Genomic DNA, 23,505 nt, shown 5'->3' with positions numbered 1-23,505 from the left:
CGTGAACATGGCCGTCGATTTCGGCGGCGTCAAGATGCAAAACCCCATCAACACCGCAGCCGGTACCTTTGGCTACGGCTGGCAGTTCCAGAACTTCTTTGATGTCTCCCAGCTGGGTGCCATCACCACCAAGGGTTGCGCAGCCGAGCCCTGGCCCGGCAATCCCGCGCCCCGCATGGCCGAGATTCCCGGCGGTATGATCAACTCCGTGGGCCTTCAGAACCCCGGCGTGGCCGCCTTTGCCCGCGAGTCCGGTCCGTGGCTCGAACAGCTGTCCAAGGACGGCTGCCAGGTCATCTGTCAGGTTGCCGGCCACTCCGTTGACGAGTTTGTCCGCGCACTCGAGATGTATGTCGAGCTGTGCCCCTGGGCTGCCGGCTACGAGATCAACGTGAGCTGCCCTAATATCGCCGCCGGCGGTGCCGCCATGGGCTCCACGCCCGAGGGCGCCTCTTCCGTTATGGCTGCCTGCCGTAAGGTGACCGATAAGCCGCTGTTCGTGAAGATGGCGCCGGTCAACGTCGCCGAGATCGCCAGGGCCCTCGAGGCTGCCGGTGCCGACGGCCTTTCAGTTATCAACTCCATCCAGGGCATGGCCATCGACGTCCATACCCGCAAGTCCCGCGTGGCCAAGCCCAAGGGCGGCCTTTCGGGCCCGCTGTGCCACCACATCGCCGTGCGCATGGTCTGGGAGGTTGCCCAGGCCGTCGATATCCCCATCAACGGTGTCGGCGGTGTCATGACCGGCGAGGATGCGGCCGAGTTTATCCTGGCCGGTGCCACCTGCGTGTCGGTTGGCATGGCCAACTTCGTCGATCCGTGCGCTTCGCTCAAGATCGCGCATGAGCTCGAGGCCTGGGCCGAGTCCCAGGGCGTAAAGGACATCAACGAGCTGGTAGGTGCTTTCGAATGCTAGAGACCGATGCCCGCGACCGCGTAATCGTCGCCCTCGACTGCGATCGTGAGCGTGCGCTCGAGCTCGCCCACGAGCTTTCGGGCCATGCCGCCTGGCTTAAGGTTGGTATGACGCTCTATTACGCTGAGGGCCCCGAGATCGTCAAGACCTTTAAGGACCTGGGCTTTAAGGTCTTCCTTGACCTTAAGTTCCATGATATTCCGCATCAGGTTCGCGGTGCCGCCCGTTCGGCCTCGCTTGCCGGTGCCGACCTGCTCTCGGTTCACGGCTTGGGTTCGGGCGCCATGCTCGCTGCCTGCCGCGAGGGTGCCGAGGAGGCGCGCGAGGACCGCGCCAAGCTCGTCGCCATCACCGTGCTCACGAGCATGAATCAGGATGCCTTGAGCGAGATCGGCGTCGAGTCGCCCGTGGCCGAGGAGGCCGCCCGCCTGGCAAAGCTCGCTCAGGCCAGCGGCATCGATGGCATTGTGTGCTCGCCGATGGAGGCTCACGACATGCGTGAGCTGCTGGGTCCTGATGCCCTGATCGTGACTCCGGGTGTGCGTCCGGTGGGTGCCGCCTTAGGCGACCAGTCTCGCGTGGCGACGCCTTCCCAGGCTATCGAGCGAGGCGCAAGCCACATTGTGGTGGGCCGTCCCATCACTGGTGCCGACGATCCGGTTGCCGCCTTTGACGCCATCGTCGCCGAGCTGGTCGAAAACGTCGCGTAAAAGATTCCCCTAAGTCACCACTTTTGGGTCTCATTAGCACAAAATAGCCCCTGTGCCTGCGTAAACTTTCCCATCCTTTGTGTGGAATCGCAGGTCAGGGGCTTAACTTTGGGCGCAGTATATTGCACTTTTTGCGGGTATCGTCTAACCTATGGAGCCGCGATTGGGCATTTTGTACGTTCTACGTGCTAAAATGCCAATTATTGAATCAGATATAACCCAACTATTTGGAGGTACGAATGGCACTCCCTCAGCTTACCGATGAGCAGCGCAAGCAGGCTCTTGAGAAGGCTGCTGCCGCACGTCACGCCCGCGCTGAGCTTCGCGAGCAGATCAAGAAGGGCGAGAAGTCCCTCGAGTCCGTGCTCAACTCCGATGACCCCATCGCTTCCCGCATGAAGGTTTCCACCCTCATCGAGTCTCTCCCTGGTTATGGCAAGGCCAAGGCCGCCAAGATCATGGAGGAGCTCGGTATCTCCGCTACCCGTCGCGTCCAGGGCCTCGGCGTCCGTCAGCGCGAGCAGCTCCTCGAGCAGCTGACCAAATAAGTGAGCGCTCAGGATTCCAAGCTCTTTGTGATTTCTGGACCGTCAGGCGCAGGCAAGGGTACGCTCGTCACTCGTGTGCGCGAGCGCCGCTCGAACCTGGGCCTGACGGTTTCGGCTACCACGCGAGCACCACGCAAAGGTGAGGTCGACGGCGTCAACTACTTTTTTCTGACGCGCGAGGAGTTCGACCGCCGCGTGGCAAACGGTGAGTTTGTTGAGTGGGCCGAGGTCCACGGTAACTGCTACGGCACGTTGGTGAGCGAGGTCCAGTCCAAGCTCGCCTCTGGTTCGTCTCTCATCTTGGAGATCGATGTCCAGGGTGCCCTGCAGGTGAAGGAGCGTTTCCCCGAGGCCGTGCTGATCTTTATCAAGCCACCTTCGCTCGAGGTGCTTCGCGAGCGTCTAGTCGGTCGCGGTACCGAGACGCCCGAGACGATTGAGCTGCGTATGGCAAACGCCGCCGATGAGCTTGCCCTTGCCGACCGCTACGACGACGTCGTGGTGAATGACGATCTCGACCGCGCGACCGATGAGCTCGTTCGCGTTCTCGATATGCATGAAAGGATCTGAGGTCCGTGTCCGTTGTAAAGCCTTGCATTGACGATCTTCTGGAGAAGACCGATCACAACCGCTTCCTGCTCGCTTCGCTTGCCTCCAAGCGCGCCTGCGACATCAATAGCATGCTGCGTGGCCAGCACAACCGTGTGCTTGCCGTCCAGGATGTCGATGACATCACCATCGGGCTTTCCGGTGCCGATACCATCTCGATGGCCATGGACGAGATTGTCGACGGCGACATCTCTTATGACGAGGCCCGTTACGAGAAGGCGCTCGGCCACAAGGTTGCTGAAGCCTAAGTGGCGGCTCGCGTCTGCCTGGTCCACTATCACGAGGTTGGACTGAAGGGTAAGAACCGCGCACATTTTGAGCATATCCTCATGGATAACATCAAGGCGGCCTTGGCCGCCTTTTCCGTGAATGCCGTGTCTCGAATTTCCGGTTATATCCTCGTGACCTTTAACGAGCATCAGGCCGACGAGGCGGCGCGTGTCATTCGCACCGTTCCCGGCGTTGCTCGTGTGTCTTTGGCGTATCACACCAATCGCGACCCTCAGGAGTACTGTGCCGCCGCCGTGAAGGCGCTGCGCGAGTTTGGTTCCTTCGATTCGTTTAAGGTGCACGCCAAGCGCTCCAATACCGATTATGAGCTCACCTCGATTGACATCAATCGTCAGGTGGGCGAGGTGCTGTGCGAGGCCTTCCCCGATAAAAAGGTTCAAATGCACGACCCCGATGCGATGGTGCACGTACTGGTGGTCCAGGGTAGCGTCTATGTGTATGCGCGCTCTGAGCGCGGCGTGGGTGGTCTTCCGGTGGGGTCTGCCGGCAAGGTCGTGACGCTGCTTTCTTCGGGTATCGATTCTCCGGTGGCGACCTGGATGCTCGCGCGTCGCGGCGCGGTGTGCGTGCCGGTACATTTCTCCGGTCGTCCGCAGACGCCCGATACGAGCGAGTATTTGGTGCAGGACATCATCCGTGCGCTTGAGCCGGGTGTCCAGATCGGCCGACTGTACGTAGTGCCGTTTGGCGACTGCCAGCGTGAGATTTCGGTCACCTGTCCCAGCAACCTGCGCGTGATCATGTATCGCCGCATTATGTATTCGGTTGCTGAGCGCATTGCGCACATCGAGGGTGCCAAGGCCATCGTTACGGGCGAATCGCTTGGGCAGGTTGCCTCCCAAACGCTTGAGAATATCATGGCCGTCAACGAGGCCGTGAAGATCCCCGTGTTCCGCCCTCTCATCGGTTCGGACAAGCAGGAGATCATCGCGCGCGCCGAGGAGATCGGTACGTTCGATATCTCCACTGAGGCCGCTCCCGACTGCTGCACGCTGTTTATGCCGCGCCGTCCCGAGACGCACGCTAAACTCGATGCCGTGCATGAGGCCTGGGAGTTGTTCGATCACGAGGAGATGATCGAGCGCCTGCTCAAGCAGGCCGAGTACATCGACTTCGAGAGCAACACGTATAAGGCCCCTAAGACCTTAAAGCGCAAACATTCGGAGCTTGCTCCGCGTGAGATTTACCAAGATCACGAGTAATTTTGTGCATAGACCGACGATGCGTCTGCATCGTCGGTCTTTTGCTATCTGGGCATTTTGCGGCTAAGTGTTCATTTGCTGACGTGTGCTTGAATAAATGGACAGATTTGTGCAAGGTTTTGGTCAGCTTTTGGTTTGACCGCTAAAACCGGTTTTGGAGCGTGGCTGTTGCAGGGCTCTTTTCCTGACACGATGTTGTTGGGAGGTTTTGCTATGGCGCAGCGCGAACAACACGAACGGGTCAAACGGATGGACCGCTTGGCGGACAAGCTGCTCGGTCATAAGGCAGTGGTGATGGCGATACTGGTTGTCATTGCGATGGCGAGCGGCTTGGCGATGGCGAACCTTGGCGGCGGTGCCAGCGGCGTGTCTTTTGAGCGGACTGATGGTTCGGGCTCGTTGGTGGAGCCGGGATCCGGCGATGCTTCGAGCGGAAAGACATCCGAAGGCTCTTCGCCTAAGGCGTCTGCTGCGGCAGAGGTCTATGTCGATGTTGATGGCGCCGTTGTGTCGCCCGGCGTATATCGTCTCAAGGACGGCGCGCGGGTGGCTCAGGCGATTGATGCTGCCGGCGGGCTGGCGCCCGAGGCAGACGTTACGGGGCTCAATCGGGCATCTAAGGTCACTGATGGACAAAAAATCCATGTTCCAACGGTAGGGGAGCAGCAGGCGTCCATTGCGGAAGCCGGTGTTGATGGTGGGGTTTCCGCATCATCGGGCGCGGGTGGCGCAACAGGCCTAGTAAACATCAATACGGCAAGCGCAGAAGAGCTGCAGACGCTTTCGGGCATCGGCCCCTCCATGGCCCAGTCGATTATCGATGAGCGGACAAAGAACGGTGCTTTTTCTTCGGTTGACGATCTGATGCGTGTGTCGGGAATCGGCGAGAAGAAGCTTGCCAAAATCAAAGATTGCATCTGCGTATGAGTGCGACCGAGCGCGAGCACGTGATGCCTCCGCGGCCCCTGATGCCGTGGACGATGGCCCTGTGTGCCGGCATGTGCATGAGCTGCGTCTTGGTGCTCAACATGGTCGCTGATGCGCTGCTGAGGGAGCGGGCTCCGGCGGTCGGGCCGCTATGGGCCATTCCCGTTGCGGCGGCGGTATTCGTTGTGCTGGCTCAATCTTGTGCGCGGCTTGCCCCTTGGAAGCGGTGGCTGTATGCCGCGTCCGTCGGTCTCGTGGCGGGAGCGGTCGTCTCGGTGTGGTGGGCTGTGGGCACGCTGAGTGCCTCGAAGGCGCTCGATGGTCGAGCGGCAAGCAGCCTCGAGTTTGTCGTGCAGGGTGATCCATCCATAAACGACGACGTGTATTCCTATACCTGCGAGGCACGCGCGGACGGTAAGAACCTGGCAACGGTTCGCCTATCGTTTGACCGCGAGCTCAAGGTCGGGGCGCACGTGCGTGTTATCGGTCGCGTTTCACGTTTTGAGAACGATGCGTATGGACGATCGCGCGTGCTCCGAGGCGAGGTGCGCAAGGTTAAAGCCGTTCGGATTGTGTCGGTCGATGAGGGCTCTCCGGGGCCGCTGCTTCGGCTGCGAAATGGGCTGCTTGCGTCCATCGCGGCTGCGACCGACCCGGCGCGTGCGCTCATAGCCGGTGTCGTCTGCGGTCGTTCGGCCGAGCTGCGCGCCCAGCCGGCGGGCGACTGGTTTTCGGTGACGGGAACGGCGCATCTTATCGCCGTCTCGGGTAGCCATTTGGCTATCGTGGGGTTTGTAATCGAGGGTTTATTGCAAAAGACTCGGTGCTCACCTGGTCTTCAGCGGGCGATACTGGCGATAACGCTTGTGGGCTACGCTGCCTTTACGGGCGCGTCTCCCTCGGCCGTGCGCGCGTGCTGCATGGTATTCGCGACGCTTGTCGTAAACGGCGCGGGGCGTCGCCGGCACGGCCTTTCGGCACTCTTTGTTACCATGTCCATCTTTGTTCTACTGCGGCCGACGGTGCCGTTCGAGATGGGCTTTCAGCTTTCATGTGCCAGCGTCTTAGCCATTCTGTGCTTTTGCCCCTATGCGACCTACGCTTTGGGCGAGCTGGGTGTGCCATCGGGCGTTGCCAGCATGCTTTCCGTCACGCTGTGCTCGCAACTGGCGACACTTCCCATTACCATTCCTGCCTTCGGTACGTTCTCGCTCATTGCTCCGCTGGCAAATGCGGTCATCGGTCCGGTGGTGAGCGTACTGCTTGCCGTGTCGATCGTGCTGGTTCCCTTTTCGCTCGTGGCACCGTTGCGGACTTGGGCGCTCGTTGTGCCCATGATTGCCTCCCGTTGCGCGCTGTTCTTCGAGCAGCTGTTTGCCGCCGTGCCGGGTGCATCCGTGAGCGTGCCGCCCGATAGCATGTGGATTTATCTAGTGCCGTGTTTGCTGGCGGTGCTGCTGGTCTGGTGGCCGCGTCCCCGTGCACGTTCTGTGGCGGTGGGGCTTGCATGTCTGGTGTTCCTGGCTGCGATTCCGTACGTCTACTGGGATCGATTCGCTCCGCCTTCTGTGACGGTGCTCGATGTGGGCCAGGCCGATGCGATTCTTATCCGCCAGGGCCGTGCAGTGGCACTCGTCGACTGCGGGCTCGACGAGCGCGTGGTGGCGGCGTTGGTTCGCAATAACGTGCACCATATCGATGCCGTCTTTGTGACGCATTGGGATGAGGATCACTGGGGTGGTCTGCCTGCCGTGCTCGAACAGTTTTCGGTCGGTACGATTGCCGTGGCGGCGGATGCGCTGGAGGATGCTCCTGCCGAGGTATTGAACCGACCTGGCGTGGAGTATCGGCAGGTGCGCCGTGGGGATACGGTCGATATCGGCTCATTTTGCGCCCGCGTGATGTGGCCATTCGAGTCCGTGGATGGCGAGGGCAATGAGGACTCGCTTGTCCTGCTGCTCTCTTATGTTCAGGAAGGCAAGGGCCTGCGTATGCTCCTCACCGGTGATGCCGAGATCGACCAAGAACGGGAATTCGTGCAGGAGGTGGGGGATATCGACATACTTAAACTTGGGCATCACGGCTCTAAGGTTTCGGTCGATGATGAGTTGCTGGACGTCCTGAAGCCCGAGCTTTCCCTCGCGAGTGCGGGCGAAGGGAATCGATACGGCCATCCGTCCGATGCCTGCATCGATGCCGTTAAGGAAGCGGGCGGCGTGTTCGCGTGCACTATCGAACACGGCGACATTACCGTCACGCCGACTGCGAATGGCTTTGCGATGCGATGCCAGCGACCGTAACGACGTCGTTGGCGTGTGGTGGCCCCTGGGCTAGAATGGCACGGAACGAATACGAAGGCCTGCGGGAGGGGAGCGCAATGTCCGAAACCGGTCTGCTGCCGGCATATCTGATCGTCGGTACCGACGGAGTCAAGCGCGATCACGCCGTCTCGCGTATGAAAGCGCGTCTGGAAAAGTCGGGTATGGTCGAGTTTAACCTCGACGAGCGCGACATGACTAAGGACCCCGATATCGAGTCCATTATCGGATCGCTTAACACCTTTCCGATGGGCAGCGAGTTTCGCCTGGTAATCCTTGATGGCTGCTCAAAGCTCGCTAAGGCTGTCTCGGAGCCGCTCGTCGAGTACCTCGCAAGTCCCAGCCCCACAACGGTCTGCCTCATCATCGCCGACTCGCTTGCCAAGAACACGCGCCTGTATAAGGCGATCGCCAAGATCGACAAGAAGGCCGTGATCGATTGCTCCGGCACCAAGCGCTGGGAGCTACCGCGCCGCGTTCAGCAGATGGCGACGCAGCATGGCAAGTCGATCTCGACGGCGGCCGCCGAGGAACTCGTCTCGCGTTCGGGTGAAAACACTCGCATGCTCGATAACGATTTGGCTAAGCTTGCCCAGATGGTCGAGGCGCCCCAGATTGAGCTTGCCGACGTTGAGCGCTGGATTGTACGTACGGCCGAGGTTCAGCCCTGGGACTTTCTCAATGCGGTCTCGGCCCGTGACATGCGCCGCTCGCTCGAGCTCTTCAATCTACTGCCCGCCAAGAGCTACGTGTGGACTTACACATTGCTGTGCGGCCGTATTCGCGAGCTTATCGTTGCCAAGGCGCTCGATGCGCGCGGACAGGGTCGTGAGCTGGCCGCAACGCTTAAGCTCCAGTCCTGGCAGGTCAAGAATCACCTGACCTGGGCTCGCCGCTTTTCGATGGCAGAGCTCGTCGCAGCGCTCGAGGGAGCGGTCGATGTGGAGCTCGCGCTCAAGGGTTCGGCCGATTCTCGGACCGCGCTTTTGCTCTGGATTACGAACATCTTGAGAAAATCGTGATGATACCTGCCTATTTGACAAATTCGTTCTATCCCTTTGGGGGGGAGCGTGCTATAGTAGGCGCTTGCATGACCTCACCGTGTCTCAGAGGTGTCATACATTTTTTGCAAGGAACTCGAAAGGAACTCCAGAAGTGGCAAACATCAAGTCTCAGAAGAAGCGTATCCGCACCAATGAGGCAGCTCGCATGCGTAACAAGGCTGTCAAGTCCGAGCTCAAGACGCTGACCAAGCACGTCCAGTCCGCCGTCGCCGAGGGCGACGCCGAGAAGGCCCAGGCCGCCCTCAAGACCGTCACCAAGCGTCTCGACATGGCTGCCGCCAAGCATGTTATCCACAAGAACCAGGCTTCCAACCGCAAGTCCGGTCTTGCCAAGCTCGTGAACAGCATCAACGCCTAAGTTGTAAATTTCACACCACACAGATTACGCGCATAAATGGAGCCTGTTTTATGGAACAGGCTCCATTTTTTGTATCGCTCGGGTAAGATAGTCCGCATGAATACTTCAAATGACATTTCCCACATCCGCAACTTCTCGATTGTTGCGCACATCGACCATGGCAAGTCAACGATCAGTGACCGCATCCTCGAGCTCACCCATACCGTCGACGAGCGCGACATGGAGTCGCAGCTGCTCGACACCATGGATATCGAGCGCGAGCGCGGCATTACGATCAAGTCCAATGCCGTTCGCGTGTCCTATGACGCCGACGATGGCGAGACGTATCAGTTCAACCTGATCGATACGCCGGGCCACGTGGACTTTACCTATGAGGTCTCGCGCTCGCTGGCAGCCTGTGAGGGCGCGGTGCTTGTTGTCGACGCCACGCAGGGCGTCGAGGCGCAGACCGTCTCCAACGCGACGCTCGCCATGAACGCCAATCTGGACATTGTGCCGGCCATCAACAAGATCGACCTGCCCTCGGCCCATCCCGATGAGGTTAAGACCGAGATCGAGGATGACCTGGCGATCCCTGCCGATGATGCCGTGTGTGTCTCGGGCAAGACCGGCGAGGGCATCCACGATCTGCTGGAGTCCATTGTCTTTTTGATCTCCCCGCCCAAGGGCGATGCGAACGCGCCGCTCAAGGCACTTATCCTGGATTCGTACTTCGATGAGTATCGTGGCGTCGTCGCCACGGTGCGCGTCTTTGACGGCTCAATCAAAAAGGGCGATACCCTGCGCATGATGCAGGCAAAGGGCGACTTTTTGGTCGATGGCGTGGGCGTCAAGCGTCCCGCCGAGACCCCGGTCGACGCGCTCACGGTCGGCGAGGTCGGATACGTGGTCACGGGCCTGAAGGACCCCGAGGCCGTTCGCGTGGGCGATACCCTCACGTGGGCGTCGAATCCCTGCCCCGAGCCGCTTCCCGGCTACCGCGAGGCCAAGCCCATGGTCTATACGGGCCTGTTCCCGATCGATAACAAGGACTACGAGAACCTGCGTGACGCGCTCGATAAGCTGCACGTCAACGACCCGTCGTTGGTGTGGGAGCCCGAGACCTCGGTGGCGCTCGGCTTTGGCTTCCGCGTGGGCTTCTTGGGCCTGCTGCATATGGAGGTCGTCAAGGAGCGCCTGGAGCGCGAGTTCAATCTTGACCTCATTGCCACGAGCCCCTCGGTGGACTATCACGTGTACAAGACCGATGGCGAGATGATCGATGTCCGCAGCCCGCAGGATCTGCCCGAGGCTACGCGCATCGAGCGCATTGAGGAGCCCTACCTCAAGGCAAAGATCATCTGCCCGCCTGAGTACACGGGTGCCGTCATGCAGCTCGCCATCGAGCACCGCGGCGTTACGACCGACATGATCCACCTGACGAGCAAATCGGTCGAGATGCGCTTCGATATGCCGCTCGCCGAGCTCATCTTGGACTTCTTTGACCAGCTCAAGAGCCGTACCAAGGGCTATGCCTCGCTCGACTACGAGTTCAACGAGTACCGTCCCTCCGAGCTCGTTAAGCTCGATATCTTGCTTTCGGGCGACGAGGTGGACGCGCTTTCGTTTATCGTTCACAAGGACAAGGCCTATGGCCTGGCCCGCGGTCTATGCGACAAGCTCAAGGAAATCATTCCGCGCCAGCTGTTCGAGGTGCCTATTCAGGGTGCCATCGGCAACAAGATTATCGCCCGCTCCACCGTCAAGGCGCGCCGCAAGGACGTTTTGGCCAAGTGCTATGGCGGCGATATCTCGCGTAAGCGCAAACTGCTCGAGAAGCAGAAAGAGGGCAAGAAGCGCATGAAGGCCATCGGTTCGGTCGAGGTCCCGCAGGAGGCCTTTATGGCGATCCTCAAGGTGGACGAGTAGGTCCATGGCGCTTTGTGAATACAGTACGCGGTTGCTGGGTGCCTATGCCGAGCAGCCGTTCCTTATGGCTCCCATGGCCGGCGTGACCGACCCTGCCTACCGCATCATGTGCCGCCGCCGCGGTGCCAACCTTGCCTATAGCGAGATGGTGAGCGTGGCGGGCCTTGCCTATGCCAGCAACAAGACCTGGCGCCTGGTGCTACCGGCCGACGAGGAGCAGCAGATTTGCGTGCAGCTCTTTGGCTCCAAGCCCGAGCAGTTTGCGAGTGCCGTCGCTGCTGTCGAGGAACGCGTGGGCGATCGCCTGTCATTGATTGATATCAACATGGCTTGTCCGGCGCGCAAGGTCGTTACCAAGGGCGAGGGCTCGGCGCTTATGCGCACGCCCGATCTGGCCGAGAAGATCGTCGAGGCGGCGGTGGGCGCGGCACATGTGCCCGTGACTGTAAAGATCCGCAAGGGCTTTTATGCCGAGGACCGTAATGCCGCGACGTTTGCCCAGATGCTCGAAGGCGCCGGTGCCGCCGCAGTCGCCGTGCACGGTCGTTGTGCCACGCAGCTCTATACGGGCCAGGCCGATTGGTCTGTCGTCGATGAGGTTGCCGACGCTGTCGAGATTCCCGTGATTGGTTCGGGTGATGTGTTCTCGGCCGAGGACGCTGCTGAGCATCTGCAAGGCTCGGGTGCCAGCGCGGTGTTTATCGCGCGCGGCATCTACGGCAATCCGTGGGTGTTCGGTGATGCTCGCGCCCTTGCGCTCGATGGCACGCCGGTTCCTTCTCGCTCCTCGGTCGAGCGCCTGGAGGCTCTGCGTGAGCACCTGACGTTGACGCACGAGCTTCTGCCGCTTATGTCGCGCGCCCGTACGTACGCGAGCTGGTATCTAAAGGGCATGCCCCATGCCGCCGCCTGGCGCGCTCAGGTGGTGCGCTGCTCCACGTACGAGGAGTTTATGGCACTGGTCGATGATATCGAGCGCGATGTGGTGGCCTGCGAGGCTGCCCTTGCCGCCGGCGAATCGGTGCCCCCTAATCCGCTGGAGGCTTAAGGGTGGCCGTTACCGCGCTGTACGTGCACGTGCCGTTTTGCGCCCAAAAGTGCCGGTACTGCGACTTTGACTCGCGCAGTTTTTCTCCGTGCGACCTGAGTGCTGCGCTCGATGTCTATTTTGAGCAGTTGTTCGCGCGCCTCGATGCTTTTGGCAAGGCTGGGGCCCTTGACCATATCCGCACCGTCTATGTTGGCGGCGGTACGCCGTCGCTGGCGGGGGAGCGCCTGGTGGAGCTGGCGCGGCGTATTCGTGCGTGGTGCGCTCCCGTTGAGTTTACCTGCGAGGCCAATCCCGAGTCGCTGACCGCCGAGCTTGCCACTGCGCTTGCCAAGGTTGGTGTCACACGCGTCTCTCTGGGCGTGCAAACGCTCGATAACACCGAACTTACCGCCATCGGCCGTATTCACGATGCCGATCGGGCGTTTGCCGCCATCGCGACGGTCAAGAACTCTGGGCTTGACGTGTCGTGCGACCTTATGTGCGGACTTCCCGGGCAGACCGCAGCGAGTTGGAAGCGCACGCTCGATGGCGTGCTGGCGGCGGCTCCGCATCATGTGTCGGTCTACCCGCTCACGCTTGAGGAGGGGACTCCCCTTTATCGCATGGCGTGCCGCGACGAGTCGGTCGAGCCCGACGAGGATTTTCAAGCTTCGTGCATGGATGTGGCGCGTGAGCGTCTGGGTGCGGCCGGCTATCACCCGTATGAGGTGGCAAGCTATGCGCTCGACGGACATGAGTGCGCCCATAACATTGCCTACTGGACCGACCAGGGCTATTTGGGCCTGGGTCGTTCCGCCGCGGGCATGCTCGACGCCGAGGATTTCGACCGTCTTGTAGGTTTGTTTCCCGGCGTGTCTTCTCGAGGCGATTCGTACCGCGTGCGTCTGGTGCAACGTGACGATGACGCGACGGCGTTTGAGGCCGAATATCTGTCGCAGCGTGAGGCTGCGGCTGAAGACCTGATGCTGTCTTGTCGCATGACGGGCGGTGTTGCGTCCGACCTGTTGGTTCGTGCAGCTTGCGTCATCCCGGCCGATGAGCTGGCAGCTGCCTGCGATCGCGCGCTCGAATTGGGTCTTGCCACTTGGGTGCCCGAGACGCTCGGGGTCCATGAGGGACCTTTCACTTCGGCAGATGTCGTCGCGGGCTATGTTCGAGCTCGTCTGGCGCCGACACACTTGGGCTGGCTCGATGGAAATGTTCTGTTCGAGCTGTTTTGGGATCTAGCTTAGGCCGCTCGGGTAGAATTACCGGAATATATACGCTGCTGTGAGCAGGAGGTTGCCGCGCATGGCGACGATGAACGAAAAAGATTACTACGAGATTCTGGGTGTCTCCAAGGACGCCACCTCGCGTGATATTCAAAAGGCCTTTCAGCAAAAGGCCCGCAAGCTCCATCCGGACGTCAACAAAGAGCCGGATGCCGAGGAAAAGTTTAAAGAGGTTTCCGAGGCCTACGCCGTGCTTTCGGATGAGCAAAAACGTGCGCGCTACGACGCCATGCGCTCGGGCAATCCCTTTGCCGGCGCTCCTACGGCTTCGCCCTATGGTGGCGGCTACGCCGGCAACACAGGCTATGGCAATCCCTTTGAGGGCGGTTTTCCCTTTGGCGGCGCTTGGGGCCAGCAGCGTCGTGGGCAGGCTGCTTACAATCCCGAGAACGGCGCCAATGTGGTCGTCGATATCAAACTCGACGCCAAGGAGGCCAAGGGCGGTGCCCGCAAGACCGTCCGCTATACGCGCTTCGATACCTGTGGTCACTGCGGTGGTTCGGGCTCTGTTTCGTCCGAGCATGCACATACCTGTCCGAGCTGCGGCGGTCGCGGTCACATCGATGTCGACCTGTCCTTTCTGTTTGGTGCCGGCACGTTCCAGTCGGTCTGCCCTGAGTGCGGTGGCTCCGGTAAGGTCGTCGCCGACCCCTGTCCCGATTGCGGCGGCAGCGGGCGGACCCGTGTGACCTCCGAGCAGACGATTGAGTTTCCCGCCGGCACGCACGATGGCGACGAGGTCCGTATTGGCGGCATGGGTCACGCCGGCACCAACGGCGCCTCTGGCGGTGATCTGGTCGGTCGCGCCCATGTTGAGGCCGAGCGCCTGGAAGGCAAGGCCCGTACCGGTTTTTACCTGATGGGCATCGTGGCGCCGTTTTTGGTGCTATCGGCCATCTCGGGCGTGTTCTCGGCCTTTGCCGTGATGTGCTTTATTCCGTTTGCCATGGGCCTGTTCATGGTGCTCTCGGACGGCGTGCTGCACCGCAGCCTGCTGTGGTGGAAGCGCGGCGCGATGCAGTTTGCCAACGGTTTTGCCAACGGATTTATGTTTGCGCTCGTGTCGGTTTGGTTTGCGAGCTGCTCGCAACGTGCCATGCTTTCACCCTACGCAATGCAATAACATCAAACCCTCTGTTTGCGGCCGGCCCAGCTTGGGTATAGGACGCACTGTGACAATAATGAAAGTCGGAAGGATTCGGTCGTGTCGGAAAATAGGGATTACTACGAGGTGCTTGGCGTCGACAAGGATGCCGACGCGCGGACGATTAAGCGCGCGTTTCTAAAGAAGGCCCGTACCGTACACCCGGACGTTTCGGACGACCCCGAGGCCGAGGCCAAGTTCAAAGAGCTCAACGAGGCATATTCCGTTCTTTCCGATGAGCAGAAGCGTGCTAACTACGACCGTTACGGCATTGCCGACGGCCCTGGTGGTTCGGGCTACGTCGACATTAACGATATCTTTGGCGGCATGGGCATGGACGACCTCTTCTCGTCGTTCTTTGGCGGCGGTGCCGGCGGTGGCGCCCGAAATCGCCGTGAGCGTCGTCGCGGCCGCGACATGGCCATCTCCCTTTCGGTGACGCTCGAGGAGGCGGCACTCGGGTGCAAAAAGACGATCAGCTATGACCGCCTTGCTCCCTGTGAGGATTGCAATGGCACCGGTAGGGCCGAGGGCGCGCAGGAAAAGCAGTGCAGCCGCTGCCACGGCACGGGCTATGTCACGACGGTCCAGCGTTCGTTCCTGGGCCAGGTTCAGTCCTCTTCGCCTTGTCCCGACTGCCACGGCGAGGGCACGGTCATCGATCATCCCTGCGAGACCTGCGACGGTCAGGGCCGCACGCCTTCGCATGAAAAGATCGACATCGATATCCCCGCCGGCGTTTCGACCGGTCGCCAGCTGCGCGTGAGCGGCTTTGGCGAGGCTGGCCTTCGCGGCGAGCCCTCGGGCGACCTGATCGTCAACGTGCGCGTCGCCGACCACGAGCGTTTTAAGCGCAACGGTGACGACCTGTACCTCGTGAGCGATATTTCGATTGCGCAGGCAGCGCTCGGCTGCGAGATCGAGGTCGAGGGCATTATGCCCGATGAGGTCGTCAAGGTGACGGTCCCTGCTGGTACACAGTACGGCGACACCGTGAGCGTCAATAATTACGGCATGCCGCGCATTGGCGGTGGCGGTTCGCGTGGTCGCCTGATCGTGCAACTGCGCGTGGTCGTTCCCACCAATCTTTCCAATAAGCAACACGAGCTGCTCCGTGCTTTTGCCGATGAGATGGGCGATGACGTCGCTTCCGGTAAGAAGTCGGTGACCGACCGTATCAAGAGTGCCCTCGACGATATCCTCGATTAAGGAGCCCGCGTGCTCGCACCCCATATTTCCGTCGTCAACCTCGGCTGCCGCGTCAACCGGGTTGAGTCTGACCGTATCACTGCCGATCTTATGCGCCTGGGCTTTGCTATTGTGGATCCCCAGGATGCCGATCTGATCGTCATTAACACCTGTGCCGTTACGGGCGAGGCCGAGGCCAAGACCCGTAAGGCCGTCCGTCATGCGCTGGCCCATCCTAACGACCCTTACGTGGTCGTAACCGGCTGCGTCGTCAACCTGCATCCCGAGGAGTTGCTGGAGCTCTCCGATCGCGTGATCGCCGAGCCGTCCAAGATTGACGTCGCCGAGCGCGTCTGCGAGGTGCTGGGTGTCGAATCCGATAGCGTTCCCGCCTGCAGCGATGGCGAGGTGGTCGATGCGCTCGGTCGCTCTCGCCTGGGCGTGAAGATTCAGGACGGCTGCAACCATCGCTGCACCTATTGCATTGTGTGGAAGGCACGCGGCCCCGAGCGCTCCGTGCCCGTCGAGTCCGTGCTCGAGCAAGTTCGTGAGGCCCAGGAGGCCGGCGTACCCGAGGTGGTGCTGACCGGTGTGAACCTGGGTGCCTACGATGGCAAGAGCGCGACCGACGAGCACGTCGAAATCGATGAGCTGCTCGAGGCCATCATGGAGCGCACGTCTATTCCGCATGTGCGCATTTCCTCGGTCGAGCCCATGGATATCTCTGAGCGCCTGCTTAAGGTTATGGCGCGCTATCCGCAGCGTATCGCCCCGTTTTTGCACCTGCCCGTGCAGTCCGGCTGCACGGCGACCCTGCATCGCATGGGCCGTCCCTATAGTGCGGAGGCCTTTGAGGACACGGTGCGTATGATTCGCGCCAATCTGCCGCAGGCGTCACTTTCTTGCGACGTTATTGTCGGCTTCCCTGGTGAGACGGACGAGGAGTTCGAGGAGTCGCTGGCGCTGTGCCGCCGTGTGGGTTTCTCGCGTATGCACGTGTTCCGCTACAGCAAGCGTCCCGGTACCCTTGCTGCCGACATGCCCGACCAGGTTCCGCCCGAGGTTATGGCCGAGCGCAGCCGCCGTATGCGGGCCTCCGCACAGGAGCTCGCTATTGCCGACGCTCGCCGTCGCGTGGGCACGGTCGAGCGTGCCGTGCTCGAGTATGGCGACAACCTGACGCTCGGCTCGTTCCATCATGCCCGTCTTGACGATACCTGTGGACTTACAGCCCCGTGCCTGCTCGATGTTGCTATCATCGGAGTCGATGATTCCGGCTTGGTCCATGCACGCAGGGAGGTTCATGGAAGCCTCGAAGATTAGACTTACCGTTCCCGAGGGAATTGATCCCTCGCGCGTTTTGGGCGCCGGCGACGGCGTCCTTCGTGCGCTCGAGAGCTTGGTTCGCGCTCATGTGGTCGCCCGTGGCGATAGCATCGCCGTGAGCGGCGACCCGGACGAGGTCGAACTCGTGGCGCGCTTTTTCGAGCACGCTTTTCGCGAGGCGGCCGCCGGGCGCACGCTGTCTGCCGACGATGTCTCTCGCTGCCTGGCTGTCTTGCGCGACGGTGAGCACGAGGCTACGTCGCTTCGCGATGACGTGCTGCTTTCGTATCGCGGCCGCGTCATTCGCCCCAAGACGCTCGGGCAAAAGCGCTATGTGGATGCCATCCGCTCGCATACCATCACGTTTGGCTTGGGTCCTGCCGGTACCGGTAAGACCTATCTGGCTATGGCGCTCGCCGTTGCCGCGCTCAAGCGTCACGAGGTGGGCCGTCTGATCTTGACACGTCCGGTTGTCGAGGCGGGGGAGAACCTGGGCTTTTTGCCCGGTACCCTTGAGGAAAAGATCGATCCCTACATGCGTCCGCTCTACGATGCCCTTTTTGACATGATGGATCGCGAGCGCACCGATGAGCTTATGGAGCGCGGCGTGATTGAGATCGCCCCGCTTGCCTACATGCGCGGCCGCACGCTGAGCGATGCTTTCGTGGTGCTCGACGAGGCGCAAAATACCACGCCCGAGCAGATGAAGATGTTCCTGACGCGCCTGGGCTTCAACTCCAAGTTTGTGATTACCGGCGACCTGAGCCAGCGCGACCTGGTGGGTCGTCGTGGTGGTTTGGCCGATGTCGAGAAGATTTTGGGCCGTGTCGACGATGTCGCATTTTCGCACCTGGAGCGCGCCGACGTGGTGCGCCATGCCTTGGTGGGACGTATCGTCGAGGCATATGATGCTTATGATGACGTGCGCGAGCAGCGCCCGCGCGACCGAAAGGAGTCCCGTTGAGTGTATTGATCAGCAACGATGCCGAGCTCGATACGCTGCTCGACGCACAGGAGGTGGGGCACATCTGCGAAGTTGTGCTTGCTGCCGAGGGCGTTGAACGTGAAGTCGAGATTTCCCTTTCGTATGTCGACGAGGACGAGATGCACGAGCTCAACCACGAGTGGCGCGGTATCGACCGCACCACCGATGTGCTCTCGTTTGAGTGCGATTCGGCCTTTGACGATGACATTCCCGCCGATGAGACGCTCGAGCTCGGCGATATCATCTTGGCCCCGCAGGTTATTTCCCGTCAGGCCCCCGGCTTTGGCAATAGCCCCGCTGACGAGTGTCGTCTGATGCTCGTTCACGGCATGCTTCACCTGCTGGGCTATGACCACATCGAGGACGACGAAGCCGAGGTCATGGAGGCCCGCGAGGACGCGATCCTGCGCGATCTGGCGCTCGAGCGCGGCGAGGACCCAAAGCTAGTCCACGTCGGCCCCATCACCAACCACGCCCACGACTAGGAGCCTTCTATGATTCCCGGATCGAACAAGGACCATCCGTCCTTCTTAAAGTCGTTTTCCTACGCCATGGAGGGCTTTGTCACCGCAGTCAAGACTGAGCGCAATATTAAGGTGATGCTCGTGGCGGGCGTGTGCACTGTCATTGCCGGCTGTATCGTGGGGCTCGACATTGCCGAGTGGGCCACGATTATCATCTGTTGTGGCCTGGTGATTCACGGCGAGCTGTGCAACACCGCTATGGAGGCTATCGTCGACCTAGCGACCCAAGAGCTCCATCCGCTGGCCAAGCGTGCGAAGGACATCGCCGCCGCCTCTGTATACGTTCTTTCCATCACCGCCGCGATTGTGGGCGTACTGGTATTTGCCCACGCGCTCGACTTTATTTAGAAAGGGATTCCCATGTCCGACAATATGCAGCCTACCGATGAGATTTTGGACGACGAGTCCCTGGACGCGGTGGATACCGAGGAGCTCGAGGATGTCGAGGAGTTCGACCCGTTTGAGGGTATGAGCGACGAGGAACTCGACGCCCTGTGCGACGAGGACGACAACCTCGCGGGCTTTGGCGACGTGGAGCCCGGTTTCCGCAGCGGCTTTGTGGCCCTGGTCGGTCGTCCCAACGCCGGCAAGTCCACGCTGCTCAACGCCTGTTACGGCAAGAAGGTCGCCATCACCTCGCCGGTGGCCCAGACGACTCGCCGCCGCATGCGTGCCGTCGTCAACCGCCCCGGCTACCAGCTGGTCTTTGTCGATACCCCGGGTATCCACAAGCCTAAGGACGGCCTGGGTTCCGAGCTCAACAAGAGCGCGTTGTTTGAGCTGAACGATGTCGATGTCGTCGCGTTTTTGATTGATGCCACCAAGCCCATCGGCAGGGGAGACGCCTGGGTTGCCGAGCGTGTCAGATGCGCTCGTTGCAAGAAGGTCCTGGTGCTTACCAAGGCCGATGAGGCCGACCCCGCACAGGTCATGGAGCAGCTTAAGGCCGCCCACGAGCTCATGGAATATGACGACGAGATCGTGACGTCGTCGGTCAAGAACTTCAACGTCGATGCCTTTATCGAGACCGTTGCGCACTTTTTGCCCGAGGGTCCGCGTTGGTTCCCCGAGGACATGGGTACCGACGCTTCCGATGAGACGCTCGTTGCCGAGTTTGTGCGCGAGAAGGTCTTGCGCCGCACCCGTGATGAGATTCCGCACTCCGTTGGCGTGATCTGCGATGCGCTCGAGCAGACCAAGAAGGTGCTGCGCGTGCACGCCACCATTTACGTCGAGCGCGAGGGCCAAAAGGGCATCATCATCGGCAAAGGCGGCGAGATGATCAAGCATATCGGTATCGACGCCCGTCGCGATCTTGAGCGCATCTTTGGCACGCAGGTCTTTTTGGAGCTGGACGTGAAGGTCAAGTCCGGCTGGCGCGACGACGAGGCCCAGATTCGCCGCTTTGGCTATAACGCCGAGGACTAAGGACGCGCGGCGCGCATGGCAGGCTCCCGGACATATCGCACGAAAGTGCTCGTGCTCGATAAGACTAAGCTCAAAGAGACCGACCTGATCTTGACGATGCTTGACGAGCGGGGACGGCAGGTTCGTGCAGTGGCAAAGGGCGCCCGCAAACCCGGCGGACGCCTGGCTGCGCGCTGCGAGCTGTTCTGTACGGTCGATATGCTGCTCGCGCATGGACGGTCACTCGACGTGGTTTCTCAGGCCGAGCTTATGGAGGCGCCGCTCGGCGCTGCGCCCGATTACGAGACGACCTGCGCCGCAAGCGCGATCGCCGAGGTCGCGCGCGTGTGCTCGTTCGAGGACGCCGAGGACCCGTTTACCTTTGCTATAACGCAGCGAGCGCTTGCCCTGGTGGGCAGCGGGCTCGACACGGCGCATATGGACCTACTTGTGGCGGCATATGTCTTTAAGCTGCTGTCGCACGTTGGCTATCGACCCGATTTTTCGGCCTGCGTGCTGTGCGGAGACCCCATGCTGTCGTATTTTTCGCCCCAGGCGGGCGGCCTCATGTGCGGGTCGTGCGCGTCGAGCGTTCCAGGTGTCGAACTGGTGTCGACCGGTGAGGCCGCATGGCTGCGCGCCCTCATGTCCATGACCTTCGATGCGCTTTTGGCCGAGCGAATCGACCCGCATACCGCAGCCTTTTTGCTGGGGCTTTCGCATGTTTGGGCTGCGACGCACACCGATCAGCGCCTCCGTGCGATGGAATTCATGTTGGGTCGGTGATGATGCGCAGGCGCGGGCTGCTTGTGGTAACATACCGACCTGTTGGTACCTCGACCTTGGTTGCTCGCTCCACCGGCGGCTTCCCAGTCCGAGGCGAATCGAGTCGCCCGATGGCGACGCAAAACGAAAGGTGAAACAATGACTGTTTCCAAAGAGCGCAAGGCGGAGCTGACTGCCCAGTTCGGTAACACCCCGGTCGACACCGGCAACCCCAAGGTTCAGGTCGCCATCCTGTCCGAGCGCATCAAGGAGCTGACCGAGCACATGAAGTCCCACCAGAAGGACTTCCACACCCGTCGTGGCCTGCTCATGCTCGTCGGCCGTCGTCGTCGTCTTCTCTCCTACATCAAGAAGAACGACATCGTCGAGTACCGTGAGCTCATCAAGGCTCTGGGCATCCGCGACAACATCCAGTAGGATTTGTACATGCTAAGAGCGTCCTGCGCAGCGGGGCGCTCTTTTTGTGTAAGGGCGTGAACAATCACGCTCTGAAGCGTGGCGGGGGCAGGGGGCCTGCGTCACATGAGAAGCCCGCAGGCAAGGGGCCTGTGGGGTAAAGGAGAACAATGACACTTGTATCCAAGACCTTTGAGCTGTACGGCAAGACCTACACCTTTGAGTCGGGCGAGCTTGCCAAGCAGGCCACCGGCGCCTGCCTGGTCAAGCAGGGCGACACCACCATGCTCGACACCGTGGTCGTCTCCAAGGAGCGCAAGAACTACGACTTCTTCCCGCTGACCGTCGACTTCAACGAGAAGATGTACGCCGCCGGCCGCATCCCGGGTGGCTACCTCAAGCGTGAGGGCCGTCCCAGCGAGAAGGCCACGCTCACCGCGCGCATGATCGACCGTCCGATTCGCCCGAGCTTCCCGGACGGCTTCCGCAACGAGGTGCACATCGTCGCCACCTCGCTCGTCGCCGACCAGGTCAACCCCTTCGACGTCATCAACGTCATGGGTGCTTCTCTGGCCATGACGCTCGGCGGCGTGCCCTTCGAGGGCCCGCTTGCCTGCGTGCGCATTGGCCGTAACGTGGAGACCGGTGAGTTTATCGTCAACCCCACCTACGAGGAGCGCGAGAACTCCGATCTGGACCTGGAGCTGGGCGGCTCTGCCGACTTCATCTCGATGGTCGAGGCCGGCGCCGAGGAGATCTCCGAGGACGACATGCTCGCCGCTATGAAGTTTGGCCAGGAGGCCCTTGCTGCCTTCTGTCAGGCTCAGGACGAGTTCGTCGCCGAGTGGGAGCAGGTCAACGGCCCCATCGTCAAGAAGGAGTACCCGCTCGACCAGCCCGTCGAGGAGGTCCAGGAGCGCATCTTCGCCCACTACGACGAGATGGCAGCCGCCCTTCGTGACGCCGACAAGCTCTCCCGTATCGGTAAGGTCGAGGCTCTGAAGGAGTCCATCCGCGCCGAGTTCACCGAGGAGGAGCAGGCCGCTTGGGAGCGCGAGATCCCCGTGGCGCTCAAGAAGCTCGAGAAGAAGGCCATGCGCACCATGGTCGTCGAGACCGGTGAGCGTGTCGACGGCCGTGCCGCCGATGAGATCCGCCCCATCATGGTGAAGGACAACTACCTGCCGCTCGTTCACGGCTCCGGCCTGTTCCAGCGTGGCCAGACCCAGGTGCTCTCGGTTCTTTCGCTCGGCATGCTCAACGAGGGCCAGCGTCTGGATACCATCGAGCCTACCGAGGGCAAGCGCTACATGCATCACTACAACTTCCCGCCGTTCTGCACCGGCGAGACTGGCCGCATGGGCAGCCCCAAGCGCCGCGAGATCGGCCACGGCAACCTTGCTGAGCGCGCTCTGCTTCCGGTGCTCCCCGACGAGAACGAGTTCCCCTACGCCATCCGCGTCGTCTCCGAGGTCATGGAGTCCAACGGCTCCTCTTCGATGGCTTCGACCTGCGGCTCCACGCTCGCCCTTATGGACGGCGGCGTGCCCATTAAGCGCCCGGTCTCCGGTATCGCCATGGGCCTGATCCAGGAGGAGGGCAAGACCGTGGTCCTGTCCGACATCCAGGGTCTCGAGGACTTCCTGGGCGACATGGACTTTAAGGTCACCGGCACCACCGAGGGCATCACCGCCCTGCAGATGGACAACAAGGCCACCGGCCTCACCTTCGACATCCTGGCCCGCGCCCTGCAGCAGGCCAAGGAGGGTCGCGCCTTCATCCTGCAGAAGATGCTCGATGTGATCCCCGAGCCGCGCCACACCACACGCAGCACCGCTCCGCGCATCGTCTCCATCCAGGTCCCGACCGACAAGATCCGCGACGTCATCGGTTCCGGCGGTAAGGTCATCCGCGGTATTCAGGACGAGACCGGCGCTTCGGTCGACATCCAGGAGGACGGCACCGTCTTTGTCGGCGGCACCGGCGAGTCCGTGGACCAGGCCGTCGAGCGCATCAAGCTCATCATCAAGGTTCCCGAGCCGGGCGAGGAGTACACCGGTCGCGTGGTCTCCATCCAGCCCTTCGGCGCCTTCGTCAACCTGCTGCCCGGTAAGGACGGCCTGCTGCACATCTCCCGCGTCGCCAAGGGTCGCGTGGAGAAGGTCGAGGACGTCCTCAATGTGGGCGACGAGGTCAAGGTCGTCGTCATCGAAGTCGATGACCGCGGCAAGATTTCGCTCGATCGTCTGGATAAGCCCGAGGCCCCGGCTCGCGCCGAGGGTGCCTCCGAGGGCGACGGCGAGCACTTCCAGCGCCGTGAGCGTCCGCGACGCGAGCGCTCCGAGCGCAGCGACCGTCCGCGCCGTCCCGGCGACAACGGAGGCCGCAAGCCCCGCCGTCACCACGACGCCGAGTAACAGCCGCACATAAGCAGTTCAACAAGGGCGACCCCGGACAGGGGTCGCCCTTTTGCTATTCCCGGCGGGGTCCGCGGATAAAGTTTCCTGCTCTACAGTCCTGCTCACGACGGAGGCCACATTAAGTGGCCTCCTGTTCGTGCGGAACTCGCGATAAAC

23 protein-coding genes are annotated in these 23,505 nt (G+C 61.3%); all 23 read left to right on the top strand.

The genetic code is table 11. The annotated features are described in order from the left end of the window. Positions 1-7 precede the first annotated feature (7 nt). The 23 genes from AB5767_RS00115 to AB5767_RS00005 all read left to right on the top strand — a co-directional run bounded on the left by AB5767_RS00115 (position 8) and on the right by AB5767_RS00005 (position 23,346). Entirely contained in the window at positions 8-916 is a 909-nt protein-coding gene (locus AB5767_RS00115) for a dihydroorotate dehydrogenase (protein WP_368132593.1), read from the top strand. Continuing rightward, positions 910-1,626 (top strand): orotidine-5'-phosphate decarboxylase, encoded by a 717-nt coding sequence (pyrF, locus tag AB5767_RS00110; protein WP_006236129.1) that lies wholly within the window; start codon positions 910-912, stop codon positions 1,624-1,626. Before AB5767_RS00115 ends, pyrF begins: the two co-directional genes overlap by 7 nt. A 239-nt stretch (positions 1,627-1,865) precedes the next feature. After that, positions 1,866-2,174, top strand: coding sequence for an integration host factor, actinobacterial type (mihF, locus tag AB5767_RS00105; RefSeq protein WP_006236130.1), 309 nt, complete (start codon positions 1,866-1,868; stop codon positions 2,172-2,174). After that, on the top strand, positions 2,175-2,744 hold the full coding sequence (gene gmk / locus AB5767_RS00100; RefSeq protein WP_138374178.1) for a guanylate kinase: 570 nt from the start codon (positions 2,175-2,177) through the stop codon (positions 2,742-2,744). Between the two features lie 5 nt (positions 2,745-2,749). Next, complete coding sequence (locus AB5767_RS00095; protein WP_035138532.1) at positions 2,750-3,031, top strand: DNA-directed RNA polymerase subunit omega; 282 nt, start codon at positions 2,750-2,752, stop codon at positions 3,029-3,031. Beyond that, a complete protein-coding gene (thiI, locus tag AB5767_RS00090) occupies positions 3,032-4,276 on the top strand; it encodes a tRNA uracil 4-sulfurtransferase ThiI (RefSeq protein WP_368132292.1) in 1,245 nt (414 codons plus the stop codon). A 213-nt stretch (positions 4,277-4,489) separates the two neighbouring features. Then, the gene (locus AB5767_RS00085) at positions 4,490-5,203 is read left to right on the top strand and encodes a helix-hairpin-helix domain-containing protein (RefSeq protein WP_117797773.1); all 714 of its coding nucleotides are present in this window, start codon (positions 4,490-4,492) and stop codon (positions 5,201-5,203) included. After that, positions 5,200-7,503, top strand: coding sequence for a DNA internalization-related competence protein ComEC/Rec2 (locus AB5767_RS00080; protein ID WP_368132291.1), 2,304 nt, complete (start codon positions 5,200-5,202; stop codon positions 7,501-7,503). The genes AB5767_RS00085 and AB5767_RS00080 overlap by 4 nt, the downstream gene beginning before the upstream one ends. A 77-nt stretch (positions 7,504-7,580) precedes the next feature. Further along, complete coding sequence (gene holA / locus AB5767_RS00075) at positions 7,581-8,543, top strand: DNA polymerase III subunit delta (RefSeq protein ID WP_368132290.1); 963 nt, start codon at positions 7,581-7,583, stop codon at positions 8,541-8,543. A 133-nt stretch (positions 8,544-8,676) separates the two neighbouring features. Further along, positions 8,677-8,943 carry a 30S ribosomal protein S20 gene (gene rpsT / locus AB5767_RS00070; protein WP_022094714.1) on the top strand — a complete coding sequence of 89 codons (267 nt, stop codon included), beginning with the start codon at positions 8,677-8,679 and terminating at the stop codon, positions 8,941-8,943. Between the two features lie 96 nt (positions 8,944-9,039). Beyond that, a complete protein-coding gene (gene lepA / locus AB5767_RS00065) occupies positions 9,040-10,851 on the top strand; it encodes a translation elongation factor 4 (RefSeq protein WP_368132289.1) in 1,812 nt (603 codons plus the stop codon). Between the two features lie 4 nt (positions 10,852-10,855). After that, positions 10,856-11,899 carry a tRNA dihydrouridine synthase DusB gene (gene dusB, locus AB5767_RS00060; RefSeq protein WP_368132288.1) on the top strand — a complete coding sequence of 348 codons (1,044 nt, stop codon included), beginning with the start codon at positions 10,856-10,858 and terminating at the stop codon, positions 11,897-11,899. Between the two features lie 2 nt (positions 11,900-11,901). Further along, positions 11,902-13,134 carry a radical SAM family heme chaperone HemW gene (gene hemW / locus AB5767_RS00055; RefSeq protein WP_368132287.1) on the top strand — a complete coding sequence of 411 codons (1,233 nt, stop codon included), beginning with the start codon at positions 11,902-11,904 and terminating at the stop codon, positions 13,132-13,134. Positions 13,135-13,192: 58 nt separating this feature from the next. Next, positions 13,193-14,296, top strand: a complete 1,104-nt coding sequence (locus AB5767_RS00050) for a DnaJ domain-containing protein (RefSeq protein WP_198019965.1) — start codon at positions 13,193-13,195, stop codon at positions 14,294-14,296. 81 nt (positions 14,297-14,377) lie between these two features. Continuing rightward, a complete protein-coding gene (gene dnaJ / locus AB5767_RS00045; RefSeq protein ID WP_035138517.1) occupies positions 14,378-15,526 on the top strand; it encodes a molecular chaperone DnaJ in 1,149 nt (382 codons plus the stop codon). A gap of 9 nt (positions 15,527-15,535) precedes the next feature. Then, positions 15,536-16,828, top strand: a complete 1,293-nt coding sequence (locus AB5767_RS00040; RefSeq protein WP_368132286.1) for a MiaB/RimO family radical SAM methylthiotransferase — start codon at positions 15,536-15,538, stop codon at positions 16,826-16,828. Continuing rightward, a complete protein-coding gene (locus tag AB5767_RS00035) occupies positions 16,809-17,795 on the top strand; it encodes a PhoH family protein (protein WP_055285155.1) in 987 nt (328 codons plus the stop codon). Before AB5767_RS00040 ends, AB5767_RS00035 begins: the two co-directional genes overlap by 20 nt. Continuing rightward, on the top strand, positions 17,792-18,301 hold the full coding sequence (gene ybeY, locus AB5767_RS00030; RefSeq protein ID WP_368132285.1) for an rRNA maturation RNase YbeY: 510 nt from the start codon (positions 17,792-17,794) through the stop codon (positions 18,299-18,301). The genes AB5767_RS00035 and ybeY overlap by 4 nt, the downstream gene beginning before the upstream one ends. 9 nt (positions 18,302-18,310) lie before the next feature. Next, positions 18,311-18,688, top strand: coding sequence for a diacylglycerol kinase family protein (locus AB5767_RS00025; protein WP_117797781.1), 378 nt, complete (start codon positions 18,311-18,313; stop codon positions 18,686-18,688). Positions 18,689-18,700: 12 nt separating this feature from the next. Then, complete coding sequence (gene era / locus AB5767_RS00020) at positions 18,701-19,768, top strand: GTPase Era (protein WP_368132284.1); 1,068 nt, start codon at positions 18,701-18,703, stop codon at positions 19,766-19,768. A 15-nt stretch (positions 19,769-19,783) separates the two neighbouring features. Continuing rightward, a complete protein-coding gene (gene recO / locus AB5767_RS00015) occupies positions 19,784-20,533 on the top strand; it encodes a DNA repair protein RecO (RefSeq protein ID WP_368132283.1) in 750 nt (249 codons plus the stop codon). Positions 20,534-20,671: 138 nt separating this feature from the next. Continuing rightward, positions 20,672-20,950 carry a 30S ribosomal protein S15 gene (gene rpsO, locus AB5767_RS00010; RefSeq protein WP_035138510.1) on the top strand — a complete coding sequence of 93 codons (279 nt, stop codon included), beginning with the start codon at positions 20,672-20,674 and terminating at the stop codon, positions 20,948-20,950. 149 nt (positions 20,951-21,099) lie between these two features. After that, positions 21,100-23,346 carry a polyribonucleotide nucleotidyltransferase gene (locus tag AB5767_RS00005; RefSeq protein ID WP_055309899.1) on the top strand — a complete coding sequence of 749 codons (2,247 nt, stop codon included), beginning with the start codon at positions 21,100-21,102 and terminating at the stop codon, positions 23,344-23,346. The last annotated feature ends 159 nt before the right edge of the window (positions 23,347-23,505 follow it).

This window comes from Collinsella aerofaciens (assembly GCF_040926265.1).
Taxonomy (GTDB): domain Bacteria; phylum Actinomycetota; class Coriobacteriia; order Coriobacteriales; family Coriobacteriaceae; genus Collinsella; species Collinsella aerofaciens_BB.
Note: the sequence above shows the minus strand (reverse complement) of the source record. Positions and strands in the feature narration are given on the sequence as shown.

What these genes read in the sequence shown, in the direction of transcription:
- pyrF (WP_006236129.1), top strand. Translation starts at nt 910, where the DNA reads ATGCTAGAGACCGATGCCCGCGACCGCGTAATCGTCGCCCTCGACTGC.
- AB5767_RS00005 (WP_055309899.1), top strand. Translation starts at nt 21,100, where the DNA reads ATGACACTTGTATCCAAGACCTTTGAGCTGTACGGCAAGACCTACACC.
- dusB (WP_368132288.1), top strand. Translation starts at nt 10,856, where the DNA reads ATGGCGCTTTGTGAATACAGTACGCGGTTGCTGGGTGCCTATGCCGAG.
- recO (WP_368132283.1), top strand. Translation starts at nt 19,784, where the DNA reads ATGGCAGGCTCCCGGACATATCGCACGAAAGTGCTCGTGCTCGATAAG.
- rpsO (WP_035138510.1), top strand. Translation starts at nt 20,672, where the DNA reads ATGACTGTTTCCAAAGAGCGCAAGGCGGAGCTGACTGCCCAGTTCGGT.
- era (WP_368132284.1), top strand. Translation starts at nt 18,701, where the DNA reads ATGTCCGACAATATGCAGCCTACCGATGAGATTTTGGACGACGAGTCC.
- AB5767_RS00115 (WP_368132593.1), top strand. Translation starts at nt 8, where the DNA reads ATGGCCGTCGATTTCGGCGGCGTCAAGATGCAAAACCCCATCAACACC.
- holA (WP_368132290.1), top strand. Translation starts at nt 7,581, where the DNA reads ATGTCCGAAACCGGTCTGCTGCCGGCATATCTGATCGTCGGTACCGAC.
- mihF (WP_006236130.1), top strand. Translation starts at nt 1,866, where the DNA reads ATGGCACTCCCTCAGCTTACCGATGAGCAGCGCAAGCAGGCTCTTGAG.
- AB5767_RS00025 (WP_117797781.1), top strand. Translation starts at nt 18,311, where the DNA reads ATGATTCCCGGATCGAACAAGGACCATCCGTCCTTCTTAAAGTCGTTT.
- AB5767_RS00085 (WP_117797773.1), top strand. Translation starts at nt 4,490, where the DNA reads ATGGCGCAGCGCGAACAACACGAACGGGTCAAACGGATGGACCGCTTG.
- AB5767_RS00080 (WP_368132291.1), top strand. Translation starts at nt 5,200, where the DNA reads ATGAGTGCGACCGAGCGCGAGCACGTGATGCCTCCGCGGCCCCTGATG.
- lepA (WP_368132289.1), top strand. Translation starts at nt 9,040, where the DNA reads ATGAATACTTCAAATGACATTTCCCACATCCGCAACTTCTCGATTGTT.
- AB5767_RS00035 (WP_055285155.1), top strand. Translation starts at nt 16,809, where the DNA reads ATGGAAGCCTCGAAGATTAGACTTACCGTTCCCGAGGGAATTGATCCC.
- AB5767_RS00050 (WP_198019965.1), top strand. Translation starts at nt 13,193, where the DNA reads ATGGCGACGATGAACGAAAAAGATTACTACGAGATTCTGGGTGTCTCC.